Annotated in this window: 23 protein-coding genes; 12 read left to right on the forward strand and 11 right to left on the reverse strand. The window is 64.7% G+C overall.

The window, feature by feature from the left end; all coding sequences use genetic code 11:
- Positions 1–112 precede the first annotated feature (112 nt).
- From AC3WS4_RS12920 to AC3WS4_RS12945, 6 genes are read left to right on the forward strand one after another with little or no spacing between them, the layout of a single operon-like run.
- Positions 113–1,972 (forward strand): 2-oxoacid:acceptor oxidoreductase subunit alpha, encoded by a 1,860-nt coding sequence (locus AC3WS4_RS12920; protein ID WP_492738127.1) that lies wholly within the window; start codon positions 113–115, stop codon positions 1,970–1,972.
- On the forward strand, positions 1,972–3,009 hold the full coding sequence (locus AC3WS4_RS12925; RefSeq protein WP_056347377.1) for a 2-oxoacid:ferredoxin oxidoreductase subunit beta: 1,038 nt from the start codon (positions 1,972–1,974) through the stop codon (positions 3,007–3,009). Before AC3WS4_RS12920 ends, AC3WS4_RS12925 begins: the two co-directional genes overlap by 1 nt.
- Before the next feature lie 39 nt (positions 3,010–3,048).
- Entirely contained in the window at positions 3,049–3,999 is a 951-nt protein-coding gene (locus tag AC3WS4_RS12930; RefSeq protein WP_056347375.1) for a metal-dependent hydrolase, read from the forward strand.
- Positions 3,996–5,381: a cryptochrome/photolyase family protein gene (locus AC3WS4_RS12935; protein WP_492739169.1), complete on the forward strand. Its 1,386-nt coding sequence runs from the start codon at positions 3,996–3,998 to the stop codon at positions 5,379–5,381. The genes AC3WS4_RS12930 and AC3WS4_RS12935 overlap by 4 nt, the downstream gene beginning before the upstream one ends.
- 36 nt (positions 5,382–5,417) lie before the next feature.
- On the forward strand, positions 5,418–6,698 hold the full coding sequence (locus tag AC3WS4_RS12940) for a class I SAM-dependent methyltransferase (protein WP_492738124.1): 1,281 nt from the start codon (positions 5,418–5,420) through the stop codon (positions 6,696–6,698).
- 23 nt (positions 6,699–6,721) lie between these two features.
- On the forward strand, positions 6,722–7,897 hold the full coding sequence (locus AC3WS4_RS12945; protein WP_492738122.1) for a serine hydrolase domain-containing protein: 1,176 nt from the start codon (positions 6,722–6,724) through the stop codon (positions 7,895–7,897).
- Here AC3WS4_RS12945 and AC3WS4_RS12950 read toward each other — a convergent pair.
- From AC3WS4_RS12950 to purF, 3 genes are all read right to left on the reverse strand, one after another.
- On the reverse strand, positions 7,887–8,297 hold the full coding sequence (locus AC3WS4_RS12950; protein WP_056347369.1) for a hypothetical protein: 411 nt from the start codon (positions 8,295–8,297) through the stop codon (positions 7,887–7,889). The two genes, AC3WS4_RS12945 and AC3WS4_RS12950, sit on opposite strands and share 11 nt — an antisense overlap.
- A gap of 64 nt (positions 8,298–8,361) precedes the next feature.
- A complete protein-coding gene (locus AC3WS4_RS12955) occupies positions 8,362–9,096 on the reverse strand; it encodes an SDR family NAD(P)-dependent oxidoreductase (protein ID WP_492738119.1) in 735 nt (244 codons plus the stop codon).
- Positions 9,097–9,100: 4 nt separating this feature from the next.
- Positions 9,101–10,558 (reverse strand): amidophosphoribosyltransferase, encoded by a 1,458-nt coding sequence (purF, locus tag AC3WS4_RS12960; protein WP_056347365.1) that lies wholly within the window; start codon positions 10,556–10,558, stop codon positions 9,101–9,103.
- 121 nt (positions 10,559–10,679) lie between these two features.
- Here purF and hisI point away from each other — a divergent pair, with 121 nt between their 5' ends.
- The 5 genes from hisI (at position 10,680) to AC3WS4_RS12985 (ending at position 15,496) form a co-directional block, all read left to right on the forward strand.
- Entirely contained in the window at positions 10,680–11,054 is a 375-nt protein-coding gene (gene hisI, locus AC3WS4_RS12965; RefSeq protein WP_492738117.1) for a phosphoribosyl-AMP cyclohydrolase, read from the forward strand.
- Positions 11,047–11,574, forward strand: coding sequence for a hypothetical protein (locus tag AC3WS4_RS12970; RefSeq protein ID WP_492742816.1), 528 nt, complete (start codon positions 11,047–11,049; stop codon positions 11,572–11,574). The genes hisI and AC3WS4_RS12970 overlap by 8 nt, the downstream gene beginning before the upstream one ends.
- A 64-nt stretch (positions 11,575–11,638) precedes the next feature.
- Positions 11,639–12,070 (forward strand): MerR family transcriptional regulator, encoded by a 432-nt coding sequence (locus AC3WS4_RS12975; RefSeq protein ID WP_056347361.1) that lies wholly within the window; start codon positions 11,639–11,641, stop codon positions 12,068–12,070.
- Between the two features lie 66 nt (positions 12,071–12,136).
- The gene (locus AC3WS4_RS12980) at positions 12,137–13,939 is read left to right on the forward strand and encodes an acyl-CoA dehydrogenase C-terminal domain-containing protein (protein ID WP_492738113.1); all 1,803 of its coding nucleotides are present in this window, start codon (positions 12,137–12,139) and stop codon (positions 13,937–13,939) included.
- Positions 13,940–13,993: 54 nt separating this feature from the next.
- On the forward strand, positions 13,994–15,496 hold the full coding sequence (locus AC3WS4_RS12985; RefSeq protein ID WP_187141928.1) for a phospholipase D-like domain-containing protein: 1,503 nt from the start codon (positions 13,994–13,996) through the stop codon (positions 15,494–15,496).
- 103 nt (positions 15,497–15,599) lie between these two features.
- Here AC3WS4_RS12985 and AC3WS4_RS12990 read toward each other — a convergent pair whose 3' ends face one another.
- The 5 genes from AC3WS4_RS12990 to AC3WS4_RS13010 form a co-directional block, all read right to left on the reverse strand.
- Complete coding sequence (locus AC3WS4_RS12990; RefSeq protein ID WP_492738111.1) at positions 15,600–16,451, reverse strand: HpcH/HpaI aldolase/citrate lyase family protein; 852 nt, start codon at positions 16,449–16,451, stop codon at positions 15,600–15,602.
- Positions 16,452–16,538: 87 nt separating this feature from the next.
- Positions 16,539–16,988, reverse strand: a complete 450-nt coding sequence (locus tag AC3WS4_RS12995; protein WP_187141926.1) for a MaoC family dehydratase — start codon at positions 16,986–16,988, stop codon at positions 16,539–16,541.
- Positions 16,988–18,829 carry an acetyl/propionyl/methylcrotonyl-CoA carboxylase subunit alpha gene (locus AC3WS4_RS13000; RefSeq protein ID WP_492738109.1) on the reverse strand — a complete coding sequence of 614 codons (1,842 nt, stop codon included), beginning with the start codon at positions 18,827–18,829 and terminating at the stop codon, positions 16,988–16,990. Before AC3WS4_RS13000 ends, AC3WS4_RS12995 begins: the two co-directional genes overlap by 1 nt.
- 10 nt (positions 18,830–18,839) lie before the next feature.
- A complete protein-coding gene (locus tag AC3WS4_RS13005) occupies positions 18,840–19,595 on the reverse strand; it encodes a hypothetical protein (RefSeq protein WP_492738108.1) in 756 nt (251 codons plus the stop codon).
- A gap of 40 nt (positions 19,596–19,635) precedes the next feature.
- On the reverse strand, positions 19,636–21,234 hold the full coding sequence (locus AC3WS4_RS13010) for a carboxyl transferase domain-containing protein (protein WP_492738107.1): 1,599 nt from the start codon (positions 21,232–21,234) through the stop codon (positions 19,636–19,638).
- Positions 21,235–21,383: 149 nt separating this feature from the next.
- Between AC3WS4_RS13010 and AC3WS4_RS13015 the strand changes: the two genes are divergently transcribed.
- Positions 21,384–23,468, forward strand: a complete 2,085-nt coding sequence (locus AC3WS4_RS13015; RefSeq protein WP_492738106.1) for a M13 family metallopeptidase — start codon at positions 21,384–21,386, stop codon at positions 23,466–23,468.
- A 94-nt stretch (positions 23,469–23,562) separates the two neighbouring features.
- Here the strand turns inward: AC3WS4_RS13015 and AC3WS4_RS13020 are convergent, their stop codons facing one another.
- From AC3WS4_RS13020 to AC3WS4_RS13030, 3 genes are read right to left on the reverse strand one after another with little or no spacing between them, the layout of a single operon-like run.
- Entirely contained in the window at positions 23,563–23,841 is a 279-nt protein-coding gene (locus AC3WS4_RS13020) for a hypothetical protein (RefSeq protein ID WP_492738105.1), read from the reverse strand.
- Positions 23,838–24,188, reverse strand: a complete 351-nt coding sequence (locus AC3WS4_RS13025; protein WP_492738104.1) for a hypothetical protein — start codon at positions 24,186–24,188, stop codon at positions 23,838–23,840. The genes AC3WS4_RS13020 and AC3WS4_RS13025 overlap by 4 nt, the downstream gene beginning before the upstream one ends.
- Before the next feature lie 53 nt (positions 24,189–24,241).
- Positions 24,242–25,408 carry an isovaleryl-CoA dehydrogenase gene (locus tag AC3WS4_RS13030; protein WP_056347342.1) on the reverse strand — a complete coding sequence of 389 codons (1,167 nt, stop codon included), beginning with the start codon at positions 25,406–25,408 and terminating at the stop codon, positions 24,242–24,244.
- Positions 25,409–25,545 lie beyond the last annotated feature (137 nt).

Consider the following 25,545-nt stretch of genomic DNA (forward strand, 5'->3'; position numbering starts at 1 on the left):
CCTATGCCGCGCATTCGCTTTGCAGCGCACAATTTTTTCTGAATTGCGGCATCGCGCCGACGGGCCTAGGCCGATGTCACAGGTTCGCAAGATTCAAAGGCAGAGATAGAAAATGGCGAGTGCGGTAGAGGACCGAGCCGACAATCGGCAGTCCCCCCTTTCCGATGCAGTGGTAGTTCGATTTGCCGGCGATAGCGGCGACGGGATGCAGCTGACGGGTGGCCAGTTCACCCTGTCGTCGGCGCTTGCGGGCAACGACTTCGCGACCTTTCCCGACTTCCCCGCCGAGATCCGCGCGCCGCAGGGCACGTTGTTCGGCGTGTCGGCGTTCCAGATCAATTTCGGGTCGTCGGCGATCGACACCGCGGGCGACGCGCCCGACGTGCTCGTCGCGATGAACCCCGCGGCGCTCAAGACCAATGTGCCGTCGCTCAAGCAGGGCGGGTTGATCATCGCCGACGAGGGTGAGTTCAACGACCGCAACCTCGCCAAGGCGAAGTACGACGCCAACCCGCTCGATGACGGCAGCCTCGCCAAATGGCAGTTGCTCAAGCTCAACATCAGTCAGCTCACCATGGACGCGGTCAAGCCCTTCGGGCTCGGCAACAAGGAAGCGCTGCGCTGCAAGAATATGTGGACGCTGGGGCTCGCGCTCTGGATGTTCGACCGTGAGCGCCAGCCGCTGATCAACTGGCTCAACGGAAAATTCGCCAAGGACCCGAATCTTGCCGCCGCCAACGTCGCGGCACTCAACGCCGGTCACGCTTATGGCGAGACCGCCGAACTCGCGGGACCGCTCACCCAGCATCATGTGGATCCCGCGCCGGTCGCGCCCGGCCTCTATCGCACACTCACCGGTGCCGAGGGTATCGCGCTGGGCCTCGTCGCGGGCGCACAGCTTGCGAAGCTGCCGATGTTCTTCGGCGGCTATCCGATCACCCCCGCCTCGGCGATCCTGCATCACCTGTCGCGGCTCAAGGAATATGACGTCACGACCTTCCAGGCCGAGGACGAAATCGCGGCGATCTGTTCGGCGATCGGCGCCAGCTATGGTGGCTCGCTCGGTGTGACCAGCTCGTCGGGCCCGGGCATCGCGCTGAAGGGCGAGGCGATGGGCCTCGCGATCATGACCGAACTGCCGCTCGTCATCGTCAATTCGCAGCGCGGCGGTCCCTCGACCGGCCTGCCGACCAAGACCGAACAGTCGGATCTGTATCAGGCGGTCTACGGCCGCAACGGCGACGCGCCGCTGCCGGTGATCGCCGCGCGCTCGCCCGGCGACGCGTTCGACTGCGCGATCGAGGCGGTGCGCATCGCGGTGCAATATATGACCCCGGTGATGCTGCTCACCGATGGCTATATCGCCAATGCCGCCGAACCCTGGGCGGTGCCCGACCTGACGACTTACGAGGCGTTCCCGGTCGAATTCCTCACCGAAGTGCCCGAAGGCGGGTTCAAGCCCTATGGCCGCGACGAAAAGCTCAAGCGCCCGTGGGTCAAGCCCGGCACTCCCGGCCTGCTCCACCGTATCGGCGGGATCGAGAAGGAACTCGACACCGGCCACATCAACTACGAGGCGTCGAACCATCAGGCGATGACCGACATCCGCAAGGACAAGATCGACGGCATCAAGGTGCCCGATCAGGTCGTCGAGCTGGGTGGCGAGGGCGGCAAGCTCGCGGTCGTCGGCTGGGGCTCGACCTTTGGCCCGATCCACCAGGCGGTGCGCCGCAAGCGCGCCGAGGGGGCCGACGTCAGCCACATCCATATCCGTCACATCTGGCCGCTGCCCGCCAACCTCGGCGAATTGCTCAAAAGCTATGACAAGGTGATCGTGCCCGAGATGAACACCGGCCAACTCAAGACCGTGCTGCGCGACCAGTATCTGGTCGACGCGAAGCCGGTGAACAAGGTGTCGGGCCAGCCCTTCACCATCGCCGAAATCGAAGCCGCGATCGAGGGAGCCCTCTGATGAACGAGATGACCACCATCGCCCGCACCACGACGCTCAAGGATTGGGAAACCGATCAGGAAGTCCGCTGGTGCCCCGGCTGCGGCGACTATGCGATTCTGAAGGCGGTGCAGCGCACCATGCCCGAAATCGGCACGACGCCCGAAAACACCGTGTTCATCAGCGGCATCGGCTGCTCGTCGCGTTTCCCCTATTATATGGAAACCTATGGCTTCCACACGATCCATGGCCGCGCGCCGGCGTTCGCGACGGGGCTGAAGCTCGCCAATCCGGGTCTCGACATCTGGATCGTCACCGGCGACGGCGACGGGCTGTCGATCGGCGGCAACCACACGATGCACCTGATCCGTCGCAATCTCGATTGCCAGATCATGCTGTTCAACAACGAGATTTATGGCCTCACCAAGGGCCAATATTCGCCGACCAGCCGCGTCGGCACCTCCAGTCCCTCGACGCCTTATGGTTCGGTCGATCGTCCGGCCCAGCCCGCCGCCTTCGCGCTCGGCGCCGGTTCGCGCTTCGTCGCGCGCGGTTTCGACGTGTCGAAAAAGCTGCCCGAGGTTCTGAAGGCCGCCCATGCCCACAAGGGCGCCGCCTTCATCGAAATCTTCCAAAATTGCATCGTCTACAACAAGGACGTGTTCGAGGATTTCGCCGCCCCCAAGGGCGCCGAGGACCGCCAGCTTTGGCTCGAAAATGGCGAACCGATGGTCTTTGCAAAGGGCACGAAGGGCATCGCGCTCGACAGCGAAGCACTGCATCTGAAGGTCGTCGACGTCGTCGATGGCGACTGGCAGGCGGCGGGGGTGATCGTCCATGACGTCACCAACCGCAGCGTCGCGCACATGCTGGTCGAAATGCGCTTCGGCGAATTCCCGATGGCTTTGGGCGTCCTCTACGACGACCCCCGCCCGACCTTCGAAGCTGACGTCTGGCGCCAGAACAAGGCGGCATCCGAAGGCAAGAAGGCCGACCTGCAAAGCCTGCTCAAGAAGGGCCAGACTTGGACGGTGACCGAGGGCGGGCCTGAGCTTTAACGCATTGCGATAACGCTGTGGGTCGGGTCTATAGGATCTATGGACAATCTGACTCACAGCCTCGTCGGTGCCGTGCTCGGCCAGATGGGGCTCAAGAAAAAGACCGGCCTCGCGATGCCGACGCTGATCATCGCGGCGAACCTGCCCGATATCGACGCCGCCTGCACCGTCTATGGCCAGCTCTCGCTGTCGATGCGCCGCGGCATCACCCACGGCCCGATCGCGCTGATCCTGCTACCGATCCTGCTCTGGATCGCGATGATTGGCTTCGACCGCTGGCAGACCAAACGCGGCAAGCGCCCCGAAGGCCGCTTGGCCATCCACAAGGGCTGGCTGCTCGCGCTCGCTTATATCGGCTGCCTCAGTCACCCCGCGCTCGACTGGCTCAACAATTACGGCATCCGCCTGCTCGAACCGTTCAGCCACCGCTGGTTCTATGGCGACAGCATCTTCATCATCGACCTGTGGGTCTGGATCGCGCTCGGCCTGTCGGTCTGGCTCTCGCTGCGCCGCGAACGTGCGAAGGTCGCGGCATGGACACGCCCCGCCTGGGTCGGTTTCACCGCGATCTGCGGCTATTTCCTCTTCAACGGCCTGATCACCGGCACCGCCGAGCGCGAAATCGCCGCGGTGCTACGCGGTGGGGGCCACCCCGACGCGCTCGTCGTCGCCAGCCCACCGCCGCTGATGTTCTGGAAACGCGACGTCTTCTGGCGCAGTGGCGAGCGTTACGGCAGCGCGAGTTTCGACATCGGCTCGGGCGGCGAGGTCGATATCACCGGCATGCCGACCGGCATGGACGACCCGCGCGTCGCACCGATGGTGGCGACCAGCCCGGCGGCGCAGGCCTTCCTCTTCTGGTCGCGGATGCCGGTCGCGAAGTTCGACAAAAAGGGCCGGTTGATCCTGTCCGACCAGCGGTTCGGGAACCGGCTGAGCCGCGGTCAGTTTCAAGTCATCGTCGACCCCAAACCGGAACCCACACCCTGACCGCACCCTCGATCGTATGGTTTCGCCGCGACCTTCGCCTGTCCGATCAGGCGGCGCTGCTCGCCGCGGCGGCGGGGGGGGCGGTGATCCCGGTCTATATCCTCGACGATGAAACGCCGAAACACCGTGCGATGGGCGGCGCCTCGCGCTGGTGGCTCCACCACAGCCTCGCCAGCCTCGACGCGGCGCTGCGCCAAAAGGGCTCGCGGCTGATCTTGCGCCGCGGCAAGAGCGACGAGCAACTGGACCAAATCGCCGATGAATGCGGGGCAGGGCAGGTCCACTGCCTGCGCCACTACGAGCCCTGGTGGCGCAACGCTGAGCGCGCCGTGTCCAAAAGTCTCGACCTGATCTGGCACGACGGCAATTATCTCGCGCCTCCCGGATCGGTAACCAGCGGCGCCGGTGGCCTCTACAAGATCTACACCCCCTTCTGGCGCGCGCTCAAAGAACGCATGCCGCCCCCAGCACCCGCGAACCGCCCGCGCGAGATCGCCGCACCGCCGAAATGGCCGGCCTCCGACACGCTCGCCGACTGGAACCTGCTCCCGACCACACCCGATTGGGCGACGGGGTTCGGCAACGAATGGACACCCGGTGAGGAGGGCGCCCGCACCCGCGTCGCCGATTTCATCGACGAAGCCGCCGATTACGACCGCCGCCGCAACTTGCCGTCCGAAGAGGGCAGTTCGCGTCTCTCGCCGCACCTGCACTTCGGCGAAGTCTCGCCCGCCCATGTCTGGCATCGGCTCGCCGATGCGGGCGGATCGGTCGACGTGTTTCTCAGTGAGGTCGGCTGGCGCGATTATGCGCAGAATGTCATCCTGCAATTTCCCGATTACGGCGGTCGCAACGTCCGCGAGGTCTTTGACGACTTCCCTTGGCGCACCGGCAAGGCGGCCGACACCGACCTCAAAGCCTGGCAACAGGGCCGTACCGGCTATCCGATCGTCGATGCCGGGATGCGCCAGCTCTGGGCGACCGGCTGGATGCACAACCGGGTGCGGATGATCGCGGCGAGTTTCCTGATCAAGCATCTGCTGATCGACTGGCGGCTCGGCGAGCAATGGTTCTGGGACACGCTGGTCGACGCGGATTACGGGAACAACAGCGTCAACTGGCAGTGGACCGCCGGCACCGGTATCGATTCGAACATGTTTCCGCGCATCATGGCGCCGTTGACGCAGTCGGAGAAGTTCGATGCGGCGGACTATATTCGCGAATGGGTGCCGGAATTGCTCGATCTTCACGCACATCACGTACACGACCCGGATGAACATGGGGTACGGCCGTCGGGCTATCCCGCCAAGCTCATCGGGCATCGCGAGGCGCGGGCCCGGGCGCTTGCGGCGTATGACGTCATGAAGGCGCACGACAATTGATTGTCAGCCGCGCCGCTTTGCGGCAGTGATGACCCTATGAACACGCATGTCAGGACGGGGCGGGGCCGACGGTTGCTGCGGGCGGATCGCGCCTTTCGGTCGGGCGGGCTGATCGCCTCGATGATGGCGCGAGCGCCCGCCGCCTTTTTCCATGGCCGTCTCGACAAGATCGACGCCGGACTCGAACAGGGCACGCTCGAAGCCCATCTCCCCGATGGCAGCATTCGCATTCTCGGGGGGCGAGGCCGCGGGCCGGTCGCGGTGGTGCATGTCCACAGCTGGGCGGCCCTCGTCCGCCTCGCGCTGTCGGGATCGGTGGGCTGGTACCGCGCCTGGGACAAGGGCGAATGGTCTTCGCCCGACCCGGTGCCGCTGTTCGACCTGTTCATGCGCAATGGCGAGACGTTGGGCAATGCCGCACGATCGCGCGGACCGTGGCGCTGGCTCAATCTCACGGCGCATTTCCTCAACCGTAACAGCCGCCGCGGCGCCAAGCGCAACATCCATGCTCACTATGATTTAGGCAATGATTTCTATCGCTTGTGGCTCGACACTGGCATGAACTATTCGAGTGCGCTGTTTGCGGAAGCGGCGCAATCGCTGGAGGAGGCGCAGGTCGAAAAGCTCGACGCGATCCTCGACCGGCTCGACCTGCGGTCGGGTAGCCGGCTGCTCGAAATCGGCTGCGGCTGGGGCGCGCTTGCCGAACGGGCGGTCGAACGCCACGATGTGATCTACACCGGGATCACCCTTTCGCCGGCGCAGGCGGAGATCGCCGATGCGCGGCTCTCCGAGGTCGACCTGTCGGGGCGCAGTGCGATCGAATTATGCGATTATCGCGATGCGCAGGGCCCCTATGATGCGATCGCGAGCGTCGAGATGGTCGAGGCGGTCGGGCAGGCCTATTGGCCCGCCTATCTCGACACCGTCGCGCGGCTGTTGCGGCCCGGTGGCCGTGCCGCGATTCAGTATATCCTGATCAACGACGCCCTGTTCGAACGCTATGCCGCGAGCAGCGACTTCATCCAGGCCTATGTCTTTCCAGGCGGCTGCCTGATATCCGAAAGCCGCTTCCGCAAGCTTGCCGAGGAACGCGGGCTTGCCTGGCGCGATGTGCGGCGGTTCGGACCCGATTACGCCGAGACGCTGCGAATCTGGCGTGAACGCTTCGACGCGGCGGTGGCGAGCCAGCAATTGCCCGCAGGGTTCGACGAGCGGTTCATCCGGCTCTGGCGCTATTATCTGCAATATTGCGAGGGCGGTTTTCGCGGCGGCGGCATCGACGTCGCCCAGGTCACGCTTGAAAAAACAGCCTGAAAACAAGCAGGGGGAGACGATACATGCGAAGACTTATGGCGGCGGCGCTGCTGTGCGCGACGGCGGGATGCACATCCCCCGCACCCACGAAAACCGACAACCTGCCGAAGGATTTGAATGTGCTGTTCTGGACCCAGGATCAACGCGACGCCGCTTTTCGCACGATGGAGACGGTGCCCAAGGTGGTGGTCAACACCGTTGAAGCCGGAGGGCCGGTCTATCCCTTGCCGCAGGGCAAGCCGCTCGATATCGGGGCCGATGTCGATGCCTATATGGGCAAGCAGCGCAATGCCGGGCTGATCATTGTCCAGGACGGTAAGATCAGGCTCGAAAAATATGCGCTCGGCTATAGCGCCGCGGGCCGTTGGACGAGCTTTTCGGTCGCCAAGAGCTTCACCTCGACGCTGGTCGGTGCTGCGGTGAAGGACGGCTATATCAAGAGCCTCGACGACAAGGTCACCGTCTATATCCCCGGGCTCAAGGGCTCGGCCTATGACGATGTCTCGGTGAAGCAGCTGCTTACGATGACTTCGGGCGTCAAATGGAATGAGGATTATACCGATCCCAAATCCGATGTGGCGCAGTTCAACCTGCAAAAACCGGTGGCGGGAGAAGACATCACCGTCAGCTATATGAAGACCTTGCCGCGTGAAGCGCCTGCGGGGTCGAAGTGGGTGTACAAGACCGGCGAGACCAATCTGATCGGGGTGCTGGTGTCGAGCGCGACGGGCAAGACGCTGTCCGCCTATCTGTCGGAGAAGGTCTGGAAGCCGTTCGGCATGGAGCAGAATGCGGTGTGGATGCTCGGGCCGACGGGGCATGAGATCAGCGGCTGCTGCATGTCGGCGAGCCTCAAGGACTATGCACGTTTCGGCCAGTTCATCCTGAACGGCGGCGTTGCGGGCGGGCAGAAGGTCCTGCCCGACGACTGGATCGCGTCGGCCACGACCAAACAGACGGGTATCGACCTGCCGGGCCGCGGCTATGGCTATCAATGGTGGACCAACGACGACGGCAGCTTCGCCGCGCAGGGTATCTTCGGGCAGGGGATCTTCATCGATCCCAAGCGCAAGCTGGTGATCGCGTCGAACGGCAACTGGCCGACCGCGACCGATCCCGAGGGCGTCGGCGCGGCGCGCGAGGCATTTTACAAGACGGTGCAGGCGGCCGTCGACAAGGACGCCGCGGTCAAGCCGTAGCCGGGGTCGCGAAGCCCGTCGCGCGCTGCGCAAGCCAGGCCGCGGCGGCGGGGACGAGTACGGCCAGGGCAAAAATCCACCATTCGTCGACGGGCGAAGAGGCACGGTAGATGGCCGCGCCCATCACCGCGCCCGCGACGATCCAGCCGGCGCCAGTGCCTGCCGACACCCGCATGGCGAGCCATCCGCCGGCGAAGGTGCCGACGAACCAACCGATGATCAGCGCGATCGTCGTGCCAAGCGGCGCCTCGATTTCCTCGGCGGAAACATCATAGACCGCTGTGTCATAGCCGGCGGGAAACAGGCTCGCGCTGGCATATTGGAAGAGCAGGATGAGGCCGAACGCCACGACGATGCCGACGATCGTTGCAATCGCCGATCGAATAAGTCCGCTGGTCATTCCCGAAACCTTCATGAAAACCCGTATCGAACGGACATCCTAGGTCGCGAAAGCAAATATCGCGTTAAGCCTCCGCCATCACCTTGGGCAGCGCGTGGAAGGCGGTGCTGTCGAAGCCGTCGATCATCAATCGCGCGACAAAGGCGCCGACCGCCGCGGGGTCCTTGATGCTCTGCGGATCTTCGCCGGGATAGGCGCGCGCGCGCATCTGGGTGCGGGTGCCGCCGGGGTCGAGGATCGCGGTGCGCACGGTCGAGATATTGCGCATTTCGGCGCCATAGCTGGTGATCAGCGTCTCGAGCGCCGCCTTGGTCGCGGCATAGGCGCCCCAATAGGCGCGCGGTTCGCGCGCCACGCTGCTCGACAGCGCGAGGACGCGGCCGCTGGCGGCGCGGCGCAGCAAAGGGTCGAAATTGGCGATCAGCGCCTGCTGTGCGATCAGGTTGAGCGTCAGCAGCTTGTTGAATTCCTTGCCGTCGATCGCGCCGACCGGGGTCAGCGTGCCGAGCATCGCGGCGTTGAGCACCAGCATGTCGAGCTTCTGCCAGCGTTCGGCCATCGCACTCGCCAGCCGGGCGATGCTGTCACCGTCGGTGAGGTCGAGCGGCGCGATCGTGGCGCTGCCTCCGGCGGCATGGATGCGGTCTTCGAGTTCTTCGAGTCCGCCCGCGGTGCGCGCGGTGATGACGACATGCGCGCCGCGCGCCGCCAGTGCTTCGGCGATCGCTTCGCCGATGCCGCGGCTTGCCCCGGTGACGAGCGCGACCTGGCCCGCCAATTCTTCAGACTGAATATGCATGGTGTCAGACAACTCGTTCGGCGAGCAGGGAAAATTGATCTTCCAATCCATGCTCGTCGAAATCGGTGAGTGTGGTCGGATAGTCGCCTGTAAAGCAGGCATCGCAATATTGCGGCGCCCGGTCGCTGCGTTCGGCCTCGCCGAGCGCGCGATACAGGCCGTCGATCGAGATGAACGACAGGCTGTCGGCGTTGATGAAATTCGCCATCTGCCCGACCGTCATCTGCGCCGCGAGCAGCTTGGCGCGCTCGGGGGTGTCGACACCATAGAAACAGCTGTGCTGGGTCGGCGGGCTGGCGATGCGCATATGCACCTCGGTCGCGCCGGCATCGCGCATCATCTGGACGATCTTGAGGCTCGTCGTGCCGCGCACGATCGAATCGTCGATCAGCACGACGCGCTTGCCCGCGATCAGCGCCTTGTTCGCATTATGCTTCAGCTTGACGCCAAGGTGGCGAACCTTGTCGCCCGGCTGGATGAAGGTGCGGCCGACATAGTGCGAGCGGATGATCCCGAGTTCGAACGGAATGCCCGATTCCTGCGCGTAGCCGATCGCCGCGGGGGTGCCCGAATCGGGAACCGGGATGACGAGGTCGGCCTCGACCGGATTTTCGCGCGCCAGTTCGGCGCCGATCGCCTTGCGCACCGAATAGACGCTCGTCCCGTCGACGATCGAATCGGGACGCGAGAAATAGACATATTCGAAGATGCACGGGCGCGCCGGGCGTTCGGCGAAGGGGCGGTGCGAGGTGAGTTCGCCGTCGCGGATGATCACCAGTTCGCCGGGGTCGACCGAGCGCACGAAATCGGCGCCGACGACGTCGAGCGCCACGGTTTCCGACGCGAGGATGAAGGCATCGCCAAGCTTGCCGATGACCAGCGGGCGGATGCCGAGCGGGTCGCGGCAGCCGATCATGCCCTCGGCGGTCAGGCAGATCAGCGAATAGGCGCCTTCGACCTGTTTCAGCGCGTCGATGAAGCGGTCGAGCAGGGTACGATAGTTCGACGTCGCGACGAGGTGGATGATCACCTCGGTATCGCTGGTCGACTGGAAGATCGAACCGCGGCGGACGAGAATCTTCTTCAGCGCTGTCGCGTTGGAAATATTGCCGTTGTGCGCGACGGCAAAACCGCCGGTCGACAGGTCGGCGTAGAGTGGCTGGACGTTGCGCAGCGCGGTTTCGCCGGTCGTCGAATAGCGGACATGGCCGACCGCCGAGGCGCCGGCGAGCTGGCGCATGATGTCGTCGCGGTCGAAATTGCCCGCGACATGGCCCATCGCGCGGTGGGTATGGAACTCCCTGCCGTCGAAGCCGGTGATGCCCGCGGCCTCCTGGCCGCGATGCTGGAGCGCGTGGAGGCCCAGCGCGACGACTGCGGCCGCGCTTTCGGCGCCGTGAATACCAAAGACGCCGCACTCCTCACGGAGCTTGTCGTCATCGAACGGGTGTGTGGTGAGCATTTTTGTCCAGCTGTGCGGGGCAGTGACTGCGGCGCATATAGGGAGGGGAATCGCAATTGTCGCCCCCCCAATTTGGACTCTTGCGTGACAGTTGCATTTGTCCTGCTCTAAAGCGCCTTTCATGACCGATATCCGTGATGCCACCGACCGCTTCGACCCGCGTTTTGATTCCGCCGGACTGGTGACGGCGATCGTCACCGATGCGGACAGCGGGATTTTGCTGATGGTGGCGCATATGAACGATGCCGCGATCCGGCTGACGCAGGAGACGGGGCAGGCCCATTTCTGGTCGCGGTCGCGCAAATCCCTGTGGCGTAAGGGGGAAACATCCGGAAACGGGCTGGCGATGGTCGAAATGCGCGTCGATTGCGATCAGGACGCGTTGTTGCTCCGCGTCACCCCCGCGGGGCCGGCCTGTCACACCGGGCGGCGGTCCTGCTTCTATCGCCGCGTCGAGAGCGATGGCCGGCTGACCTTCCTCGACGATGATGCGTAAGTTCGGCTGCGCGCTGTTGCTGCTGCTCGCGGCCTGCGGGCGGCCCGCGCCCGAGGCCGCCGAGCGCGCCGATAGCGGCAATCCGCTCGAGATCGCGGCGCGCGAACGCGGGATCGTCCGGCCCGAGGCGACCGACCTGACCGGCGTGTTCGAACGGCGCCACGATCTGGGCCGCGACGCGATGTGCGTCGTCCCCGACGGCGCCGACCGCTGGCGCTTCGCCGTCACCGCCGCCTTCGGCCCGGGCCTGTCGTGCGAGGCGAGCGGACGCATCATTCGCGACGGCGAAGGCTGGCGGCTCGATTTCGCCGGCGCCGAGGGCTGCAGCGCATTGGTTCGCGAGGAAGAGGATGAGCTGCAACTGCCCGGCGGGCTGCCGTCGCAGTGCGACAAGCTCTGCCCCGAACGCGCGTCGTTGTCGGGTCTGCGCCTGCCGCGTGCGAGCTGGGCGGAGGGCGATGCAAGACGCTTGCAGATGAAGGACAAGCGCGGCAATGTGACCATGCCGTGCGGCGCCTGATCCACCGGTTTCGCTCCGCTCCGCCAGCCTTGACGTTCACGTCAACGGAAACTATTCTCCTCCGATGACCGACGACTACGGCCACGCCCACATCGATACGCCCGATCACCTCGGCCGCGAACAGTTCAGCATCACCGACCTGTCGTCGGAGTTCAGCGTCACCGCGCGTGCGCTGCGCTTCTATGAGGATGAGGGGCTGATCAGCCCGTCGCGCAAGGGATTGTCGCGCATCTATTCGAAGCGCGACCGGGCGCGGCTTGCCTGGATCCTGCGCGCCAAGCGCACCGGTTTCAGCCTCGCCGACATTCGCGAGATGATCGACCTGTACGACGTCGGCGACGACCGCAAGACCCAGCGCCAGGTGACGATCGAAAAATGCCAGGAGCGCATCGCGTTGCTCCGCAGCCAGCGGGACGACATCGACAGCGCCGTCGATGAACTGTCACGCTTCATCGACATGGTGAAAAAGGTCGACGCGCGCCAAAAGGCGAACTGACGCTCGACAATCCAGCCTCCCCGGGCAAGACATGATACCAACCCCTGTTTTGCAGAGAGAATTCGCATGCCCGTCTATCGCGCCCCCGTCCAAGACACGCTGTTCCTGATCAACGAAGTGCTCGGGATCGAGCGCTACGCCAATTTGCCGGGTTTCGCCAATGCAAGCCCCGACATGGTCGAGGCGGTGCTGACCGAGGCGGGCAAGTTCTGCGAAGAGGTGCTGTTCCCGATCAACCTGTCGGGCGACCTCGAAGGCTGTACGCGCCACGAAGACGGCAGCGTCACCACCCCGGCGGGTTTCAAGGAGGCGTATAAGGCCTATTGCGACGCCGGCTGGACGCTGCTGACCCAGCCCGAAGAGTTCGGCGGACAGGGCCTGCCGCACGTCGTCGGTTTCCCGGTCGAGGAATATCGCATGGCGGCCAATCAGGCGTTCGCCATGTACCCCGGTCTGACCCAAGCCGCGGTCGCGGCGATCCTCGTCAAGGGATCGGACGAGCAGAAGGCCATCTATGTCCCCAAGATGATTTCCGGCGAGTGGGGCGGGACGATGAACCTGACCGAGCCGCATTGCGGCACCGACCTCGGCCTGATCCGCACCCGCGCCGTCCCCAATGGCGATGGCAGCCATGCGATCACCGGCACCAAGATCTTCATCTCGTCGGGCGAGCACGACCTGACCGACAATATCATCCACCTTGTGCTGGCGAAGACCCCCGATGCACCCGACAGCGTCAAGGGCATCTCGCTGTTCATCGTGCCCAAATATCTGGTGAACGAAGACGGCTCGCTCGGCGATCATAACCAGCTGCTGTGCGGGTCGATCGAGCACAAGATGGGCATCCACGCCAATTCGACCTGTGTGATGAATTACGATGGCGCGACCGGCTGGATGGTCGGCGAGGAGAATAAGGGTCTCGCCGCGATGTTCGTGATGATGAACGCCGCGCGGCTCGGCGTCGGCATCCAGGGGCTGGGGCAGGCCGAGATCGCGTTCCAGAACGCGGTGCAATATGCGCAGGACCGGCGTCAGGGCCGCGCGCTCACCGGCCCGCAGGACCCGCAGGAAAAGGCCGATCCGCTGTTCGTCCACCCCGATGTGCGCCGCATGCTGATGGACGGCAAGGCGACGGTCGAGGGGCTGCGGGCGCTGTGCCTGTGGGGTGCGCTGCAGGTCGATCTGGCGCATGTCGCCGATACCGAGGAGGAACGCCAACAGGCCGACGACCTCGTCAGCCTGCTCACCCCCGTGATCAAGGGCTATGGCACCGACAAGGGCTATGAGGTCGCGACCAATGCGCAGCAGGTGTTCGGCGGGCACGGCTACATCGAGGAAACGGGCATGTCGCAATATGTCCGCGATGCCCGCATCACGATGATCTACGAAGGCGCCAACGGCGTGCAGGCGATGGACCTTGTCGGGCGCAAGCTGGCGCAGAACGGCGGGCGTGCGGTGCAGGCGCTGTTCGCGGTGGTCGACGGCGAATGCGCGCGGGCGAAGGACGTGCCCGAGCTCGCCGATTTCGCCGAACGCCTCGAAAAGGCCAATGGCGAGCTCAAGGCCGCGACGATGTGGTTCATGGCGAACGGCATGGCGAACCCGAACAATGTCGGCGCCGGCGCGCATCATTATATGCACATCATGGGTATCGTCGCGCTCGGGTCGATGTGGCTGATGATGGCCGAGGCCGCGCAAAAGGCGCTGGTCGAGGGGCGCGGCGACAAGGCGTTCATGGAGGCCAAGCTGGTCACCGCGCGTCACTTCGCCGAACGCTTCATGCCCGACGCGGGCGCGCTGCGCCGCAAGATCGAGGCGGGCAGCGAGGCGATGATGGCGCTGACGCCGGAGCAGTTCCACGCTGCTTGATGGCGTCTTTGCAGGTCGGGGCAACCAAAGTGGTTGCGGTGCGTCTCAGCGACCATGAGCGAGGGCGCGCTTTCCCCGATCGTTGTCGAAGGCCGCAATTGCTGGCGGATCGAACGCGCCGACAAGGCGCGGATGATCGTCGATGCCGCCGATTATTATGCGCTGCTCAAAGAGTTGATGGCGGGTGCGAAGGAACGCATCCTGCTGATCGGCTGGGACTTCGATCCGCGCATCGCCCTATGCCCCGACGAGAAGGGCGAGGGCGAGGCGCTCGGCCACTATCTGCTGCGGCTGGCGCATGATGCCCCCGATCGCGACATCGACATCCTGCGATGGAATTTCGGCGGACTGAAGCAATATCTGTCGCCCGCCATCGTGACGATGATCGCGCGCTGGAAACTGACGCGCTCGATCAGCTTTCGCATGGACAGCGCGCACCCGTTCGGGTGTAGCCATCACCAGAAGGTCGCGGTGTTCGACGACCATCTGGCGGTATGCGGCGGCATCGACGTCGCCGCGCGCCGCTGGGATACGCGCGACCACTCCGACGAAGATCCGCGCCGCACCGATCCCGACGATAAATCCTATATGCCCTGGCATGATTCGACGATGATCCTCGCCGGGCCGGTCGGCAATGCGCTGGCCGAACTGGGCAACGAGCGGTGGCAGCGCGCAACCAAGAAGCCGTTGCGCGAGGTGAAGGGCGACGGGGAGAATTGGCCCGAAGCGCTCGAGGCCGACTTCTTCGGGGTCGATGTCGCCATTTCGCGCACCCGCGCCGAATATGACGGCTATGAGGAAATCCGCGAGATCGAGCAGCTCTATCTCGACATGATCGCGGCGGCGCAGCGCTTCATCTATTTCGAAAATCAATATTTCACGAGCGCCAAGATCGCTGCCGCGATCGCCGAGCGGCTGAACGAGGACGATCCGCCCGAATTTGTGCTGGTGATGCCGAAGCAGGCTGACGGCTGGCTGGAGCAGATGGCGATGGACGCCGCGCGCGTGCAGTTGGTGCGCGAAATCGCGAAGGCGAAGCATGGCGACCGGCTGCGCGTCTATGTCCCGCATACCGAGGGGGGCGAGGCCATCTATGTCCATGCCAAGACCGCGATCGTCGACGACCGAATGATCCGTGTCGGGTCGGCGAACATGAACAACCGCTCGATGGGGCTCGACAGCGAATGCGATGTGACGATCGATGCCGCGTTGGCGGCGAACACCGGGGTTGAGCCGACGATCCGCCGGCTGCGCGAGTCGCTGATCGCCGAGCATCTGGGGGTCGAGCCGAGCGAGGTCGGCCGCGCGTTCGAAGGCAGCGGGTCGCTGGTTGCGGCGATCGAGGCGTTACGCGGGAGCGAAGGGCGGACGCTCGAACTGCTCGACCTGACCAAACCGGGGCCGTTCGACCAATATATCGCCGAGCATGAACTGCTCGACCCCGAAAGCCCCGACGCGATGTTCGATGCGATCCCCGAGCGCGGGATGCGCAAGAACTGGCACAAGGGCAAGGCCTGGATCAGGCGGCACCGGCCGTTCGGGCGAAAGCCGGCCTAAATTCCCGTTTGTGTCGAGCGAAGTCGAGACACGCTTGGGAAACCCCCGCCTTCAGGGTGTCTCGACTTCGCTCGACACCAATGGAGATTGGGTGCGAAGTTCTTTAGTCCGCCAGCGACAGGATATGCCGCGCCTGCTTTAGATGCGGGGCATCGACCATCTTGCCGTCGACCTGCAGCACCCCGACGTCGGGATTGGCGGCAAAGGCGTCGACGATCGCCTGCGCCCGCGCGACTTCCTCGGCGGCGGGGGTGAAGGCGGCGTTGATCGGGCCGACCTGCGACGGATGGATCGCCATCATGCCGGTGAAACCGTCGCGCCGCGCGCGCGCGGCATAAGCGGCGAGGCCGGCTTCGTCCTTGATCGCGGGAAAGACGGTGTCGATCGCGGCGGTGCCCGCGGCGTGCGCGGCGAAGAGCGTCATCGCGCGGGCGACGTCATAGGGCGCGGTATAGCTGCCGTCGGCTTCGCGGCTGGTCGTCGCGCCGATCGCGGCGGGCAGGTCTTCGGCGCCCCAGGTCAGTCCGACGAGCCGATCCTTCACTTCGCGGTAGCTGCCGAGGGTGAAGACGGCGGCCGGGGTTTCGGTGGCGATCGGCAGGATCGCTGGTAGCGACGCATCGTCGGCGGATTCGCTGCGCATGATCGTGTCGAGTTGCTGGATGCTGGGGGCGCCTTCGGCCTTGGGCAGCATGATCGCGTCGGGGCGCGCGGCGATGATCGCGGCGACGTCGGCGGCGGTCAGATGGCCGTCGAGCGGATTGACGCGCACCAAGGTGATCACCTCGCGGGTGCCCGCCAGATAGTCGGCGATCGCGTGGCGGGCGGCATCCTTGTTCGCGAGCGACACCGAATCCTCAAGGTCGAGGATGATCGCGTCGGCGCCCGAGGCGGCGGCCTTGGCGAAGCGTTCGGGCCGGTCGCCGGGGACGAAGAGGAGGGAGCGGAGTCTCATGCCATCACCTATGCCGTTCGTGTCGAGCGAAGTCGAGACGCGCGAAGGGCAAACGGTTCTCGACTTCGCTCGAACCGAACGGAAAAATCAGTTCTTCTTCTTGATCAGCGCGGAGCGTTCGCACTGGCAGACGATTTCGTCGCGCTGGTTGATCGCGCGGTGCAGGAAGGTCACGATACCCGCATTCGGCCGCGATTTGGACTCCTTGAGACCAACGACTTCGGATTCGGCGCGAAGCGTGTCGCCGATGAACACCGGCTTGGGCATGACGAGCTTGTCGTAACCGAGATTGGCGACCAGCGTGCCGAGCGTCGTGTCGCCGACCGACAGCCCGACCATCAGGCTGAAGGTGAAGGTGCCGTTGACGAGGATCTGCCCGAACTCCGACGCCTTCGCCGCCTCGACGTCGAGGTGCAGCGGCTGTGGATTGTGGGTCATCACCGTGAACAGCAGATTGTCGGTCTCGGTCACCGTGCGGCGGATGTCGTGCGCCAGCGTGTCGCCGATCGCCCATTCGTCGAAATATTTGCCGGCCATCAGCCTTCTTCCTTCTCGATCCGCACCAGCAGCGCTTCGACCTGCACTTGCGCGCCGGCCACCGCATTGAGTTCGGCGACCACCCCGTCGAAGGGCGCGGTCAGGCTGTGCTCCATCTTCATCGCTTCGAGCGTCAGCAGTTTCTGGCCCTTGGTCACCGTGTCGCCCGCGGCGACCTCCACCGCGATGATCTTGCCGGGCATCGGCGAGAGGATCGCGCCGTCACCCGCCGCGCCGCCGGTGCTTCCCGCGGCGCGCCATGGGGTGAGCTGCCACACCGATCCCGCCTCGGCGACGAGCATCGCGGGGGCGGGTTCTTCAGCGCCGGGGCCGTGGAGCATCACCTCGACGCGCTTGCCGTCGAGCAGGAAGGGGGCACTGCGCACATCGGGCGCGTTGAGACGGAAGCCCGCCTGCAGGACACGCGGCGTCATCGCCATCGCGGCGTTGGTCAGCGCCTGCGCCGACGGCTCGGGCTCGGCGGTCATGCTGTCGCCGTCGCGGCCGATCAGCCCGGTATCGACGCTGCCCGCAACGAAATCGGGGTGGTCGAGCGCGTTGATCAGGAAGGCCGAATTGGTCTTCACCGGCCAGATCGCGCTGTCCTCGAGCATTTCGGACAAGAGTTCGCGCGCTTCCTCGCGATCCTCGCCCCAGGCGATGACCTTGGCGATCATCGGGTCGTAGAAGGGCGACACTTCGGCGCCCTCATAGACGCCGGTGTCGACGCGGCCGAGTTGTTCGGGAAGCTGGAACAGTTCGAGTGTGCCGATCGAGGGCAGGAAGCCCTTGGCGGGATCCTCGGCGTAAAGCCGCGCTTCCATCGCCCAGCCGTTGATCGCCAGCTCGTCCTGCGTCAGCGGAATCGGCTCGCCCGATGCGACGCGCAGCTGCCATTCGACCAGATCGACGCCGGTGATTTCCTCGGTCACCGGATGCTCGACCTGGAGCCGCGTGTTCATTTCCATGAACCAGATGCGGTCGGCGCGCAGGCCTTCGCTGGCGTCGGCGATGAACTCGATCGTGCCGGCGCCGACATAGTCGACCGCCTTTGCCGCGCGCACCGCGGCGTCGCAGAGGTCGGCGCGCGTCGCGTCGTCCATGCCGGGGGCAGGGGCTTCCTCGATCACTTTCTGATGACGGCGCTGGAGCGAGCAGTCGCGCTCGAACAGATGGACGACGTTGCCGTGGGTGTCGCCGAAGACCTGCACCTCGATATGGCGCGGGGTCAGAATATATTTCTCGATCAGCACATGGGCGTTGCCGAACGACGCCGCCGCCTCGCGCTGGCACGAGGCGAGCGCGTCGAAGAAATCGGCCGCGGCTTCGACCTTGCGCATCCCCTTGCCGCCGCCGCCGGCGACCGCCTTGATCAGCACGGGGTAGCCGATTTGCCCGGCCTGTTCGGCGAGGAAGGCGGGGTCCTGATTTTCGCCCATATAGCCCGGCGTCACCGGCACCCCGGCCTCGGCCATCAGCTTCTTGGCCGCGTCCTTGAGGCCCATCGCGGTGATCGACGAAGGCTTGGGGCCGACCCACACGAGCCCGGCATCGGCAACCGCCTGTGCGAACTCGGCATTCTCCGATAGGAACCCATAACCGGGATGGATCGCCTCGGCGCCGGTAGCCTTCGCGGCGGCGATGATCTTCTCACCGATCAGATAGGATTCACGCGCCGGCGACGGCCCGATATGCACCGCCTCATCGGCCTCGCGCACATGCAGCGCCTTCGCGTCGGCCTCCGAATAGACCGCGACGGTCCGAATTCCCATCTCGCGCGCGGTGCGGATGATACGGCAGGCAATTTCGCCGCGATTGGCGATGAGGAGGGAGTTGATCATCGATGAGCCCTTAGCACGGATATTTTGTCCTGATCGGCTGAAGAATAGTCATGACCGGTGGCGCCTGCCACGCCGTGCCGTCGCGTTGGATGTGCTCTGCAATATCGCTCGTGAACGCGATCTGTTCCGCAGACAGTTGATCGCTAGGTCCCGCTGCCAAGGTCCCGCAGATTTCGCCTCGTTCCGACAACACGTCATATCCTTCGAGCGCGAGCGATGCGAACTCGCGGGCACCCTTGATTTCCGCTTCCGACGGCTCGATCGGCCAGAGCAATAGACCCTTCAACCAGCCGCCACGCCGGGTATCGGTGTTGATCCACTCGTTGTAGGTCGCCGCCTTTTCGAAGGCGGCCGCGCGCTGGATCAAACCCTGCTTGCTCGTTTCGGGCTGGTCGATGGTCACCCCGCTGGCTAGCCGCACCCCGAAATAGATGCATGCCAACAGCACCCCCAAGGCGGTCGGCGACCAGCGCCACATCGAACGGACCCAAGGCCGCTTGCCAGCTTCACGGTCGATCCGCGCGAACAGTTCGTCGCGGACGAAATGATATGTCGCCGCCCTATAGTCGTCGGCGGCGATCATGGCGCCGATTTCCGCTTCGACGCCGCGCTTCACCGCTTCCGGTTCCTCGCCCCCCCTCAGCGCGTCATAGACGAAGCGATTACGCGCCGAATTGAAACGACCCGTGGCTTCTCGCTGCTGCTTTTCTTCCTCGACTGTAAGAAATCCCCGAAACTGCTCCAGGTCGACCGCGGCGTTCATCACGCCGTGATAGTCTCGTGTCATTTCCGCCCCCCTCGCCGAATTACATCCGGAACACGCCGAACCCGCGCTCTTCCACTGGCGCGTTCAGCGTCGCCGCGAAGGCCAGCCCCAGCACATCGCGCGTCTGCGCCGGGTCGATGATCCCATCGTCCCACAGCCGCGCCGTGGCATGATAGGGATTGCCCTCATCCTCGTACTTTTGCCGGATCGGCGCCTTGAAGGCCTCGGCCTCCTCCGCCGTCCACTTCTCCGCATCGCGGTGCACCGTCGCCAGCACGCTCGCCGCCTGTTCGCCGCCCATCACCGAAATTCGCGCATTGGGCCAGGTGAACAGGAAACGCGGCGAATAGGCGCGCCCGCACATGCCATAATTGCCCGCGCCAAAGCTGCCGCCGATCAGCACGGTGATCTTCGGCACCGTCGCCGTCGCGACCGTTGTCACCAGCTTTGCGCCATGTTTCGCAATGCCTTCGGCTTCGTACTTGCCACCGACCATGAAGCCGCTGATATTCTGCAGGAAGAGCAGGGGGATGCGCCGCTGCTGCGCCAGTTCGATGAAATGCGCGCCCTTGACCGCGCTCTCGCTGAACAGCACGCCATTGTTCGCCAGGATCGCGACCGGGATGCCCCAGATATGCGCGAAGCCGCAGACGAGCGTACTGCCGTAATTGGCCTTGAATTCGTGGAACTCGCTGCCGTCGACGATGCGCGCGATCACTTCGTGCACGTCATAGGGCGCGCGTACATCCTGCGGGACGATGCCGTAAAGCTCCTCGCCGTCATATTTGGGCGGACGCGGGTCCTTGATAGCGACGTCGAAGCCCGCGTTGGTTCCCAAATGGCTGACGATGTCGCGGACGATGGTCAGCGCATGCTCGTCATTCTCGGCGAGATGGTCGACGACCCCCGATTTCTTCGCGTGCAAATCGCCGCCGCCGAGGTCCTCGGCGCTGATTTCTTCGCCCGTCGCCGCCTTGACCAGCGGCGGGCCGGCGAGGAAGATCGTGCCCTGGTTGCGGACGATCACCGTCTCGTCGCTCATCGCGGGCACATAAGCGCCGCCCGCGGTGCAGCTTCCCATCACGCAGGCGATCTGCGGGATGCGCTTGGCGCTCATCGTCGCCTGGTTGAAGAAGATGCGCCCGAAATGGTCGCGGTCGGGAAACACCTGATCCTGATGCGGCAGGTTCGCGCCGCCGCTGTCGACGAGGTAGATGCAGGGCAGGCGGTTCGCCTCGGCAATCTCCTGCGCGCGAAGATGCTTCTTCACCGTCAGCGGATAGTAAGTGCCGCCCTTCACGGTGGCATCGTTGCACACGATCATGCACTGGCGCCCCGACACGCGGCCGATGCCGCAGATCAGCCCCGCGCCGGGCACTTCGCCGTCGTAGAGGTCGTTCGCGGCCAGCTGGCCGATTTCGAGGAAGGGCGAGCCCGGATCGAGCAGCCGCTCGACGCGCTCGCGCGGCAGTAGTTTGCCTCGGCTGGTGTGGCGCTCGCGCGACTTTTCATTGCCGCCCAGCCCGGCTTCGGCGACGCGTGCCCGCAGTTCCTCCCGCAGCGCGATATTGTGTGCGGCATTGGCGCGATAGGCTTCGCTATCGGCGTTGATCATGGTTCCGAGGACCGGTGCGCTCACGTCCATTACTCTCCCGTTCAGAAGGGCGGAGTTAGCCGGTCGCTCGTCGATTGGAAAGCGCCGCACGCCGAAATCGGTTGGCGTTGAAACCATCGGCACACAGGCGTATCGCTTCGGCATATTTTGAAACAGACAAGGTCCTTCCCCCCATGAAGCATCCCATCCTCGCCATCCTGCTGTCCTCCGCGGCGATCCTCGGTGGCCCCGTTGCCTGCACCAGCGGCAAGGAGGCAAGCAGCGCCGCCTATACCGTCGGCACCGAACTCGGCATCAGCAAGGCGGCGATGGACACCACCGCCAAGCCGGGCGACGACTTCTTCGCTTACGCCAACGGCAATTGGGCGAAGACGACCGAGATTCCGGCCGACCGGTCGAACATCGGCGCTTTCTATGTGGCGCAGCTCGAAACCGAAAAGCGCAACCGCGAACTGGTCGATGCGATCGTCAAGGGCGCGCCGGGCGCGGACAGCAACAATTCGCGCATCGCGGCCTTTTATCGCGCCTATGTCGATACCAAGGCGATCGATGCCGCGGGCATGAAGCCGGTGGCGGCCGACATCGCGCGCTTCGATGCGATCGCCGACAAGGCGGCGCTGTCGAAGATACTGGGCGAACAGACGCGCGCCGACGTCGACCCGCTGAACGCCACCGACTTCAACACCGAAAACCTGTTCGGCATTTTCGTGACGCAGGGGCTTGCGACGCCGGGCGACGTCATTCCCTATGTGCTGCAAGGCGGGCTGGGTTTGCCCGAGCGCGAATATTATCTGTCCGCCGATCCCAAGATGGCGAAGATCCGCACAGAATATCAGGCCTATATCGCCAGGCTGCTGACCGCTGCGGGGCAGGCCGATGCCGCCGCGAAGGCGAAGCGCATCTACGATCTCGAGGTCAAGATCGCCAAGGCGCATGTGTCGCGCGAAGACAGCGAGGATTTCGCCAAATCGTCGGGCGTGTGGAGCAAGGCCGATTTCGCGAAAAAGGCCCCCGGCATCGACTGGTCGGCCTATCTGGCTGGTGCCGGACTGGACGGCGCGAGCAAGTTCGGTGCCTATCACGCAGCGGCGATCACCGGCCTGTCGGCGCTCGTCGCATCCGAACCGCTCGACGCGTGGAAGGACTGGCTGGTTTTCCACCAGATCAATACGCACAGCGACGTGCTGCCGACCGCGATCGACAACGTCCATTTCGCCTTTTACGGCACGACGCTGGCCGGCACGCCGCAGCAGCGTGCGCGTGACAAGCGCGCGCTCGACGCGCTCGATACCTATCTCGGCGATGCGGTCGGCAAGGCCTATGCCGACAAATATTTCCCCGCCTCGGCGAAGGCCGAAGTCGGCGACATGGTGAGCAATATCAAAGGTGCCTTTGCCAAGCGGGTCGAGGGCATCGACTGGATGGCGCCCGACACCAAGAAGGAAGCAATCAAGAAGGTCGAGACGATCGTCGTCGGCGTCGGTTATCCCGACAGCTGGCGCGATTATGGCAGCTACACGGTCGGCAACGATGCCTATGCCAATGTCGTCGCGGGCGAAAAGGCCGAAACGGCGCACCAGTTCGCCAAGATCGGCAAGCCGATGGACAAGGGCGAATGGTGGATGGTGCCGCAGACGGTCAATGCCGTGAACCTGCCGGTCCAGAACGCGCTCAACTTCCCCGCCGCGATCCTGCAGCCGCCTTTCTTCAATCCCAAGGCCGATCCCGCCTATAATTATGGCGCGATCGGCGCGGTGATCGGTCATGAGATCAGCCACAGCTTCGACAACAATGGCGCCGCGTTCGATTCGACTGGCGCGCTGCGCAACTGGTGGACCCCGGCCGATCTCGCGAAGTTCAACGCGGCGGGTGCTGCGCTCGCGGCGCAGTTCGACACCTACAAGCCGTTTCCCGACCTCGCGATCAACGGCAAGCTGACGCTGGGTGAGAATATCGCCGACGTCGCTGGCTTGCAGGCGGCCTATGACGCCTATCGCGCATCGCTGAACGGCAAGGAGGCGCCGGTGATCGACGGCTTCACCGGCGACCAGCGTTTCTTCATCGCCTATGCGCAGACCTGGGCGACCAAGATGCGCGACGAGGCGCTGCGCGCGCGCGTCGCGACCGACGGCCATGCGCCGGGCATGTACCGCGCGCTGACGGTCCGCAACCTCGACGCCTGGTACAAGGCGTTCGACGTGAAGGAAGGCGACAAGCTGTATCTGGCGCCCGACAAACGCGTGCGGGTTTGGGGGTAGATAAGCCTCGTCATTGCGAAGAGCGAAGCGACGCGGCAATCCAGAGAGTAGGCGTAAACCGCCCTGGATTGCTTCGCTTCGCTCGCAATGACGGTTAGTCGGGAGGCTGCTCCGCCCCCGGCTTTTCCTTCAGGATCAGATAACGGTAGACCCCGATCGCGTTGATGATCAGCAACGCGATATTCTGCCACCCAATGCCCTCGCTCTCGGGTTGCAGAAAGCCCCACGCGACCAGCGCGATGCTGCTCGTCACGAACACCACGAACGCCCAGCCGGTCCAGCGTCGGCCGAGGTTGAGCGAGACGACGAGCGCCGCCAGCGTCGCGGCGCCAGCGCCATAATATTGCATCGCGGTCAGCAGCGTGTCGTTCAAGCCCATGCTCCGATCAGCGCCAGCACCCCCGATCCGGCCAGAAAGGGCCAGATGATGTGCCGTCCACCGGTACACGCGGCGTTGACCAGTCCGGTTCCCAGCCAGCCGACGCCGAGGACGATAATCAGCCCGCGCGGCGTGCCCGGCCAGGCGACCGTCGCCGCCGACAGCAGCATCAGCACCGCCATCGCGTGCCACGCGAAGCGGAAGACCTTGCGCGGCAGGTCGGCGAGCAGGATGCCGCGCTTGATGCGCAGCAGCGGCTGGATCAGCCGCTTTTCGCCCAGAATCGAATGGGTGAGGGCCGATGCGACCATCGCCGCGGCGGCAAGCCATAGCCAGTTCACGCGCCGCGTATCCCGCCGCCAATACCCCTCATTTAGCCCCCCTTCGGCTGGTCTCAGCCCGCCCCAATAAGCTCCCGGCCGATCAACATACGGCGAATTTCGTTCGTTCCGGCGCCGATGTCGAGCAGCTTCGCGTCGCGCCAATAGCGTTCGACCGGCCAGTCCTTGGTGTAGCCCGCGCCGCCCAGTGCCTGGATCGCTTCGCCCGCGACCTTCACCGCGTTCTCGCTCGCCAGCAAGATGCAGCCGGCGGCGTCGAAGCGTGTCGTTTGCCCCGCGTCGCACGCCTTGGCGACGTTGTAGACATAGGAGCGCGCCGACTGGAGCATGACATACATGTCGGCGACCTTCGCCTGCATCAGCTGGAACGATCCGATCGGTTTGCCGAACTGCTTGCGCTCGCGGACGTAAGGAATCACGGTGTCGAGGCACGCCTGCATGATGCCGAGCTGGAGCCCGGCAAGCACGACGCGTTCATAATCGAGCCCCGACATCAGCACGCCGACGCCGCCATTTTCGGGGCCGATCACCTGCTCTTCGCTCACTTCGCAATCGTCGAACACCAGTTCGGCGGTCGGCGAGCCGCGCATGCCGACCTTGTCGATCTTTTGTCCGATGCTGAACCCCGGCATGTCCTTTTCGATCAGGAAGGCGGTGATCCCGCGCGATCCCGCCTCGGGGCTGGTCTTGGCATAGACGACGAGCGTGTCGGCGCAGGTCGCGTTGGTGATCCAGAATTTGGTGCCGTTGAGGACATAGCCGCTGCCCTTCCGCTCGGCCTTTAGCTTCATCGACACGACGTCGCTGCCCGCGCCGGCTTCGGACATCGCCAGGCTGCCGACATGCTCGCCCGAGATCAGCTTGGGGAGATATTTCGCCTTTTGCTCGGCATTGCCCCAGCGGCGGATCTGGTTGACGCACAGGTTCGAATGCGCGCCATAGCTGAGCCCGATCGCGCCCGATGCGCGGCTGACTTCCTCGACCGCGATGACATGCTCGAGATAACCGAGCCCCAGCCCGCCATAGTCTTCCTCGACGGTGATGCCGTGCAAGCCAAGGTCGCCCATCGCGGTCCACAGTTCGTCGCGCGGGAACCAGTCCTCGGCATCGGCTCTGGCCGCGAGCGGCGCGATCTTGTCGTCGGCGAAGCGCGCGGCGCTCTCGCGGATCATCTCGGCATTGTCGCCGAGCGCGAAATCGAAATCGGGGGTGGCGCGCATATGTTCCTCTATCTGCTTGTTGTTGCGACTAGCAGGAAGGTGCCGCAAACAGAAGGGGATGCACAAGCCAGACTATTTTGCCGCAAAGCCCATACTGCTTGCCTGTCGGCGCGCCGAGTGGCTAGGGGCGATCGGCG

This window comes from Sphingopyxis sp. EU05-FHT14B03 (assembly GCF_058790875.1).

Bases quoted from the DNA above. Each gene is read 5' to 3' on its own strand.
- AC3WS4_RS13015 (WP_492738106.1), top strand. From the start codon at position 21,384: ATGAAGCATCCCATCCTCGCCATCCTGCTGTCCTCCGCGGCGATCCTC.
- AC3WS4_RS12995 (WP_187141926.1), bottom strand. From the start codon at position 16,988: ATGGCCGGCAAATATTTCGACGAATGGGCGATCGGCGACACGCTGGCG.
- AC3WS4_RS13030 (WP_056347342.1), bottom strand. From the start codon at position 25,408: ATGCGCGCCACCCCCGATTTCGATTTCGCGCTCGGCGACAATGCCGAG.
- AC3WS4_RS12945 (WP_492738122.1), top strand. From the start codon at position 6,722: ATGCGAAGACTTATGGCGGCGGCGCTGCTGTGCGCGACGGCGGGATGC.
- AC3WS4_RS12955 (WP_492738119.1), bottom strand. From the start codon at position 9,096: ATGCATATTCAGTCTGAAGAATTGGCGGGCCAGGTCGCGCTCGTCACC.
- AC3WS4_RS12930 (WP_056347375.1), top strand. From the start codon at position 3,049: ATGGACAATCTGACTCACAGCCTCGTCGGTGCCGTGCTCGGCCAGATG.
- purF (WP_056347365.1), bottom strand. From the start codon at position 10,558: ATGCTCACCACACACCCGTTCGATGACGACAAGCTCCGTGAGGAGTGC.
- AC3WS4_RS12920 (WP_492738127.1), top strand. From the start codon at position 113: ATGGCGAGTGCGGTAGAGGACCGAGCCGACAATCGGCAGTCCCCCCTT.
- AC3WS4_RS13000 (WP_492738109.1), bottom strand. From the start codon at position 18,829: ATGATCAACTCCCTCCTCATCGCCAATCGCGGCGAAATTGCCTGCCGT.
- AC3WS4_RS12990 (WP_492738111.1), bottom strand. From the start codon at position 16,451: ATGAGACTCCGCTCCCTCCTCTTCGTCCCCGGCGACCGGCCCGAACGC.
- AC3WS4_RS12980 (WP_492738113.1), top strand. From the start codon at position 12,137: ATGCCCGTCTATCGCGCCCCCGTCCAAGACACGCTGTTCCTGATCAAC.
- hisI (WP_492738117.1), top strand. From the start codon at position 10,680: ATGACCGATATCCGTGATGCCACCGACCGCTTCGACCCGCGTTTTGAT.
- AC3WS4_RS12970 (WP_492742816.1), top strand. From the start codon at position 11,047: ATGCGTAAGTTCGGCTGCGCGCTGTTGCTGCTGCTCGCGGCCTGCGGG.
- AC3WS4_RS12975 (WP_056347361.1), top strand. From the start codon at position 11,639: ATGACCGACGACTACGGCCACGCCCACATCGATACGCCCGATCACCTC.
- AC3WS4_RS12940 (WP_492738124.1), top strand. From the start codon at position 5,418: ATGAACACGCATGTCAGGACGGGGCGGGGCCGACGGTTGCTGCGGGCG.
- AC3WS4_RS12950 (WP_056347369.1), bottom strand. From the start codon at position 8,297: ATGACCAGCGGACTTATTCGATCGGCGATTGCAACGATCGTCGGCATC.
- AC3WS4_RS12925 (WP_056347377.1), top strand. From the start codon at position 1,972: ATGAACGAGATGACCACCATCGCCCGCACCACGACGCTCAAGGATTGG.
- AC3WS4_RS12985 (WP_187141928.1), top strand. From the start codon at position 13,994: ATGAGCGAGGGCGCGCTTTCCCCGATCGTTGTCGAAGGCCGCAATTGC.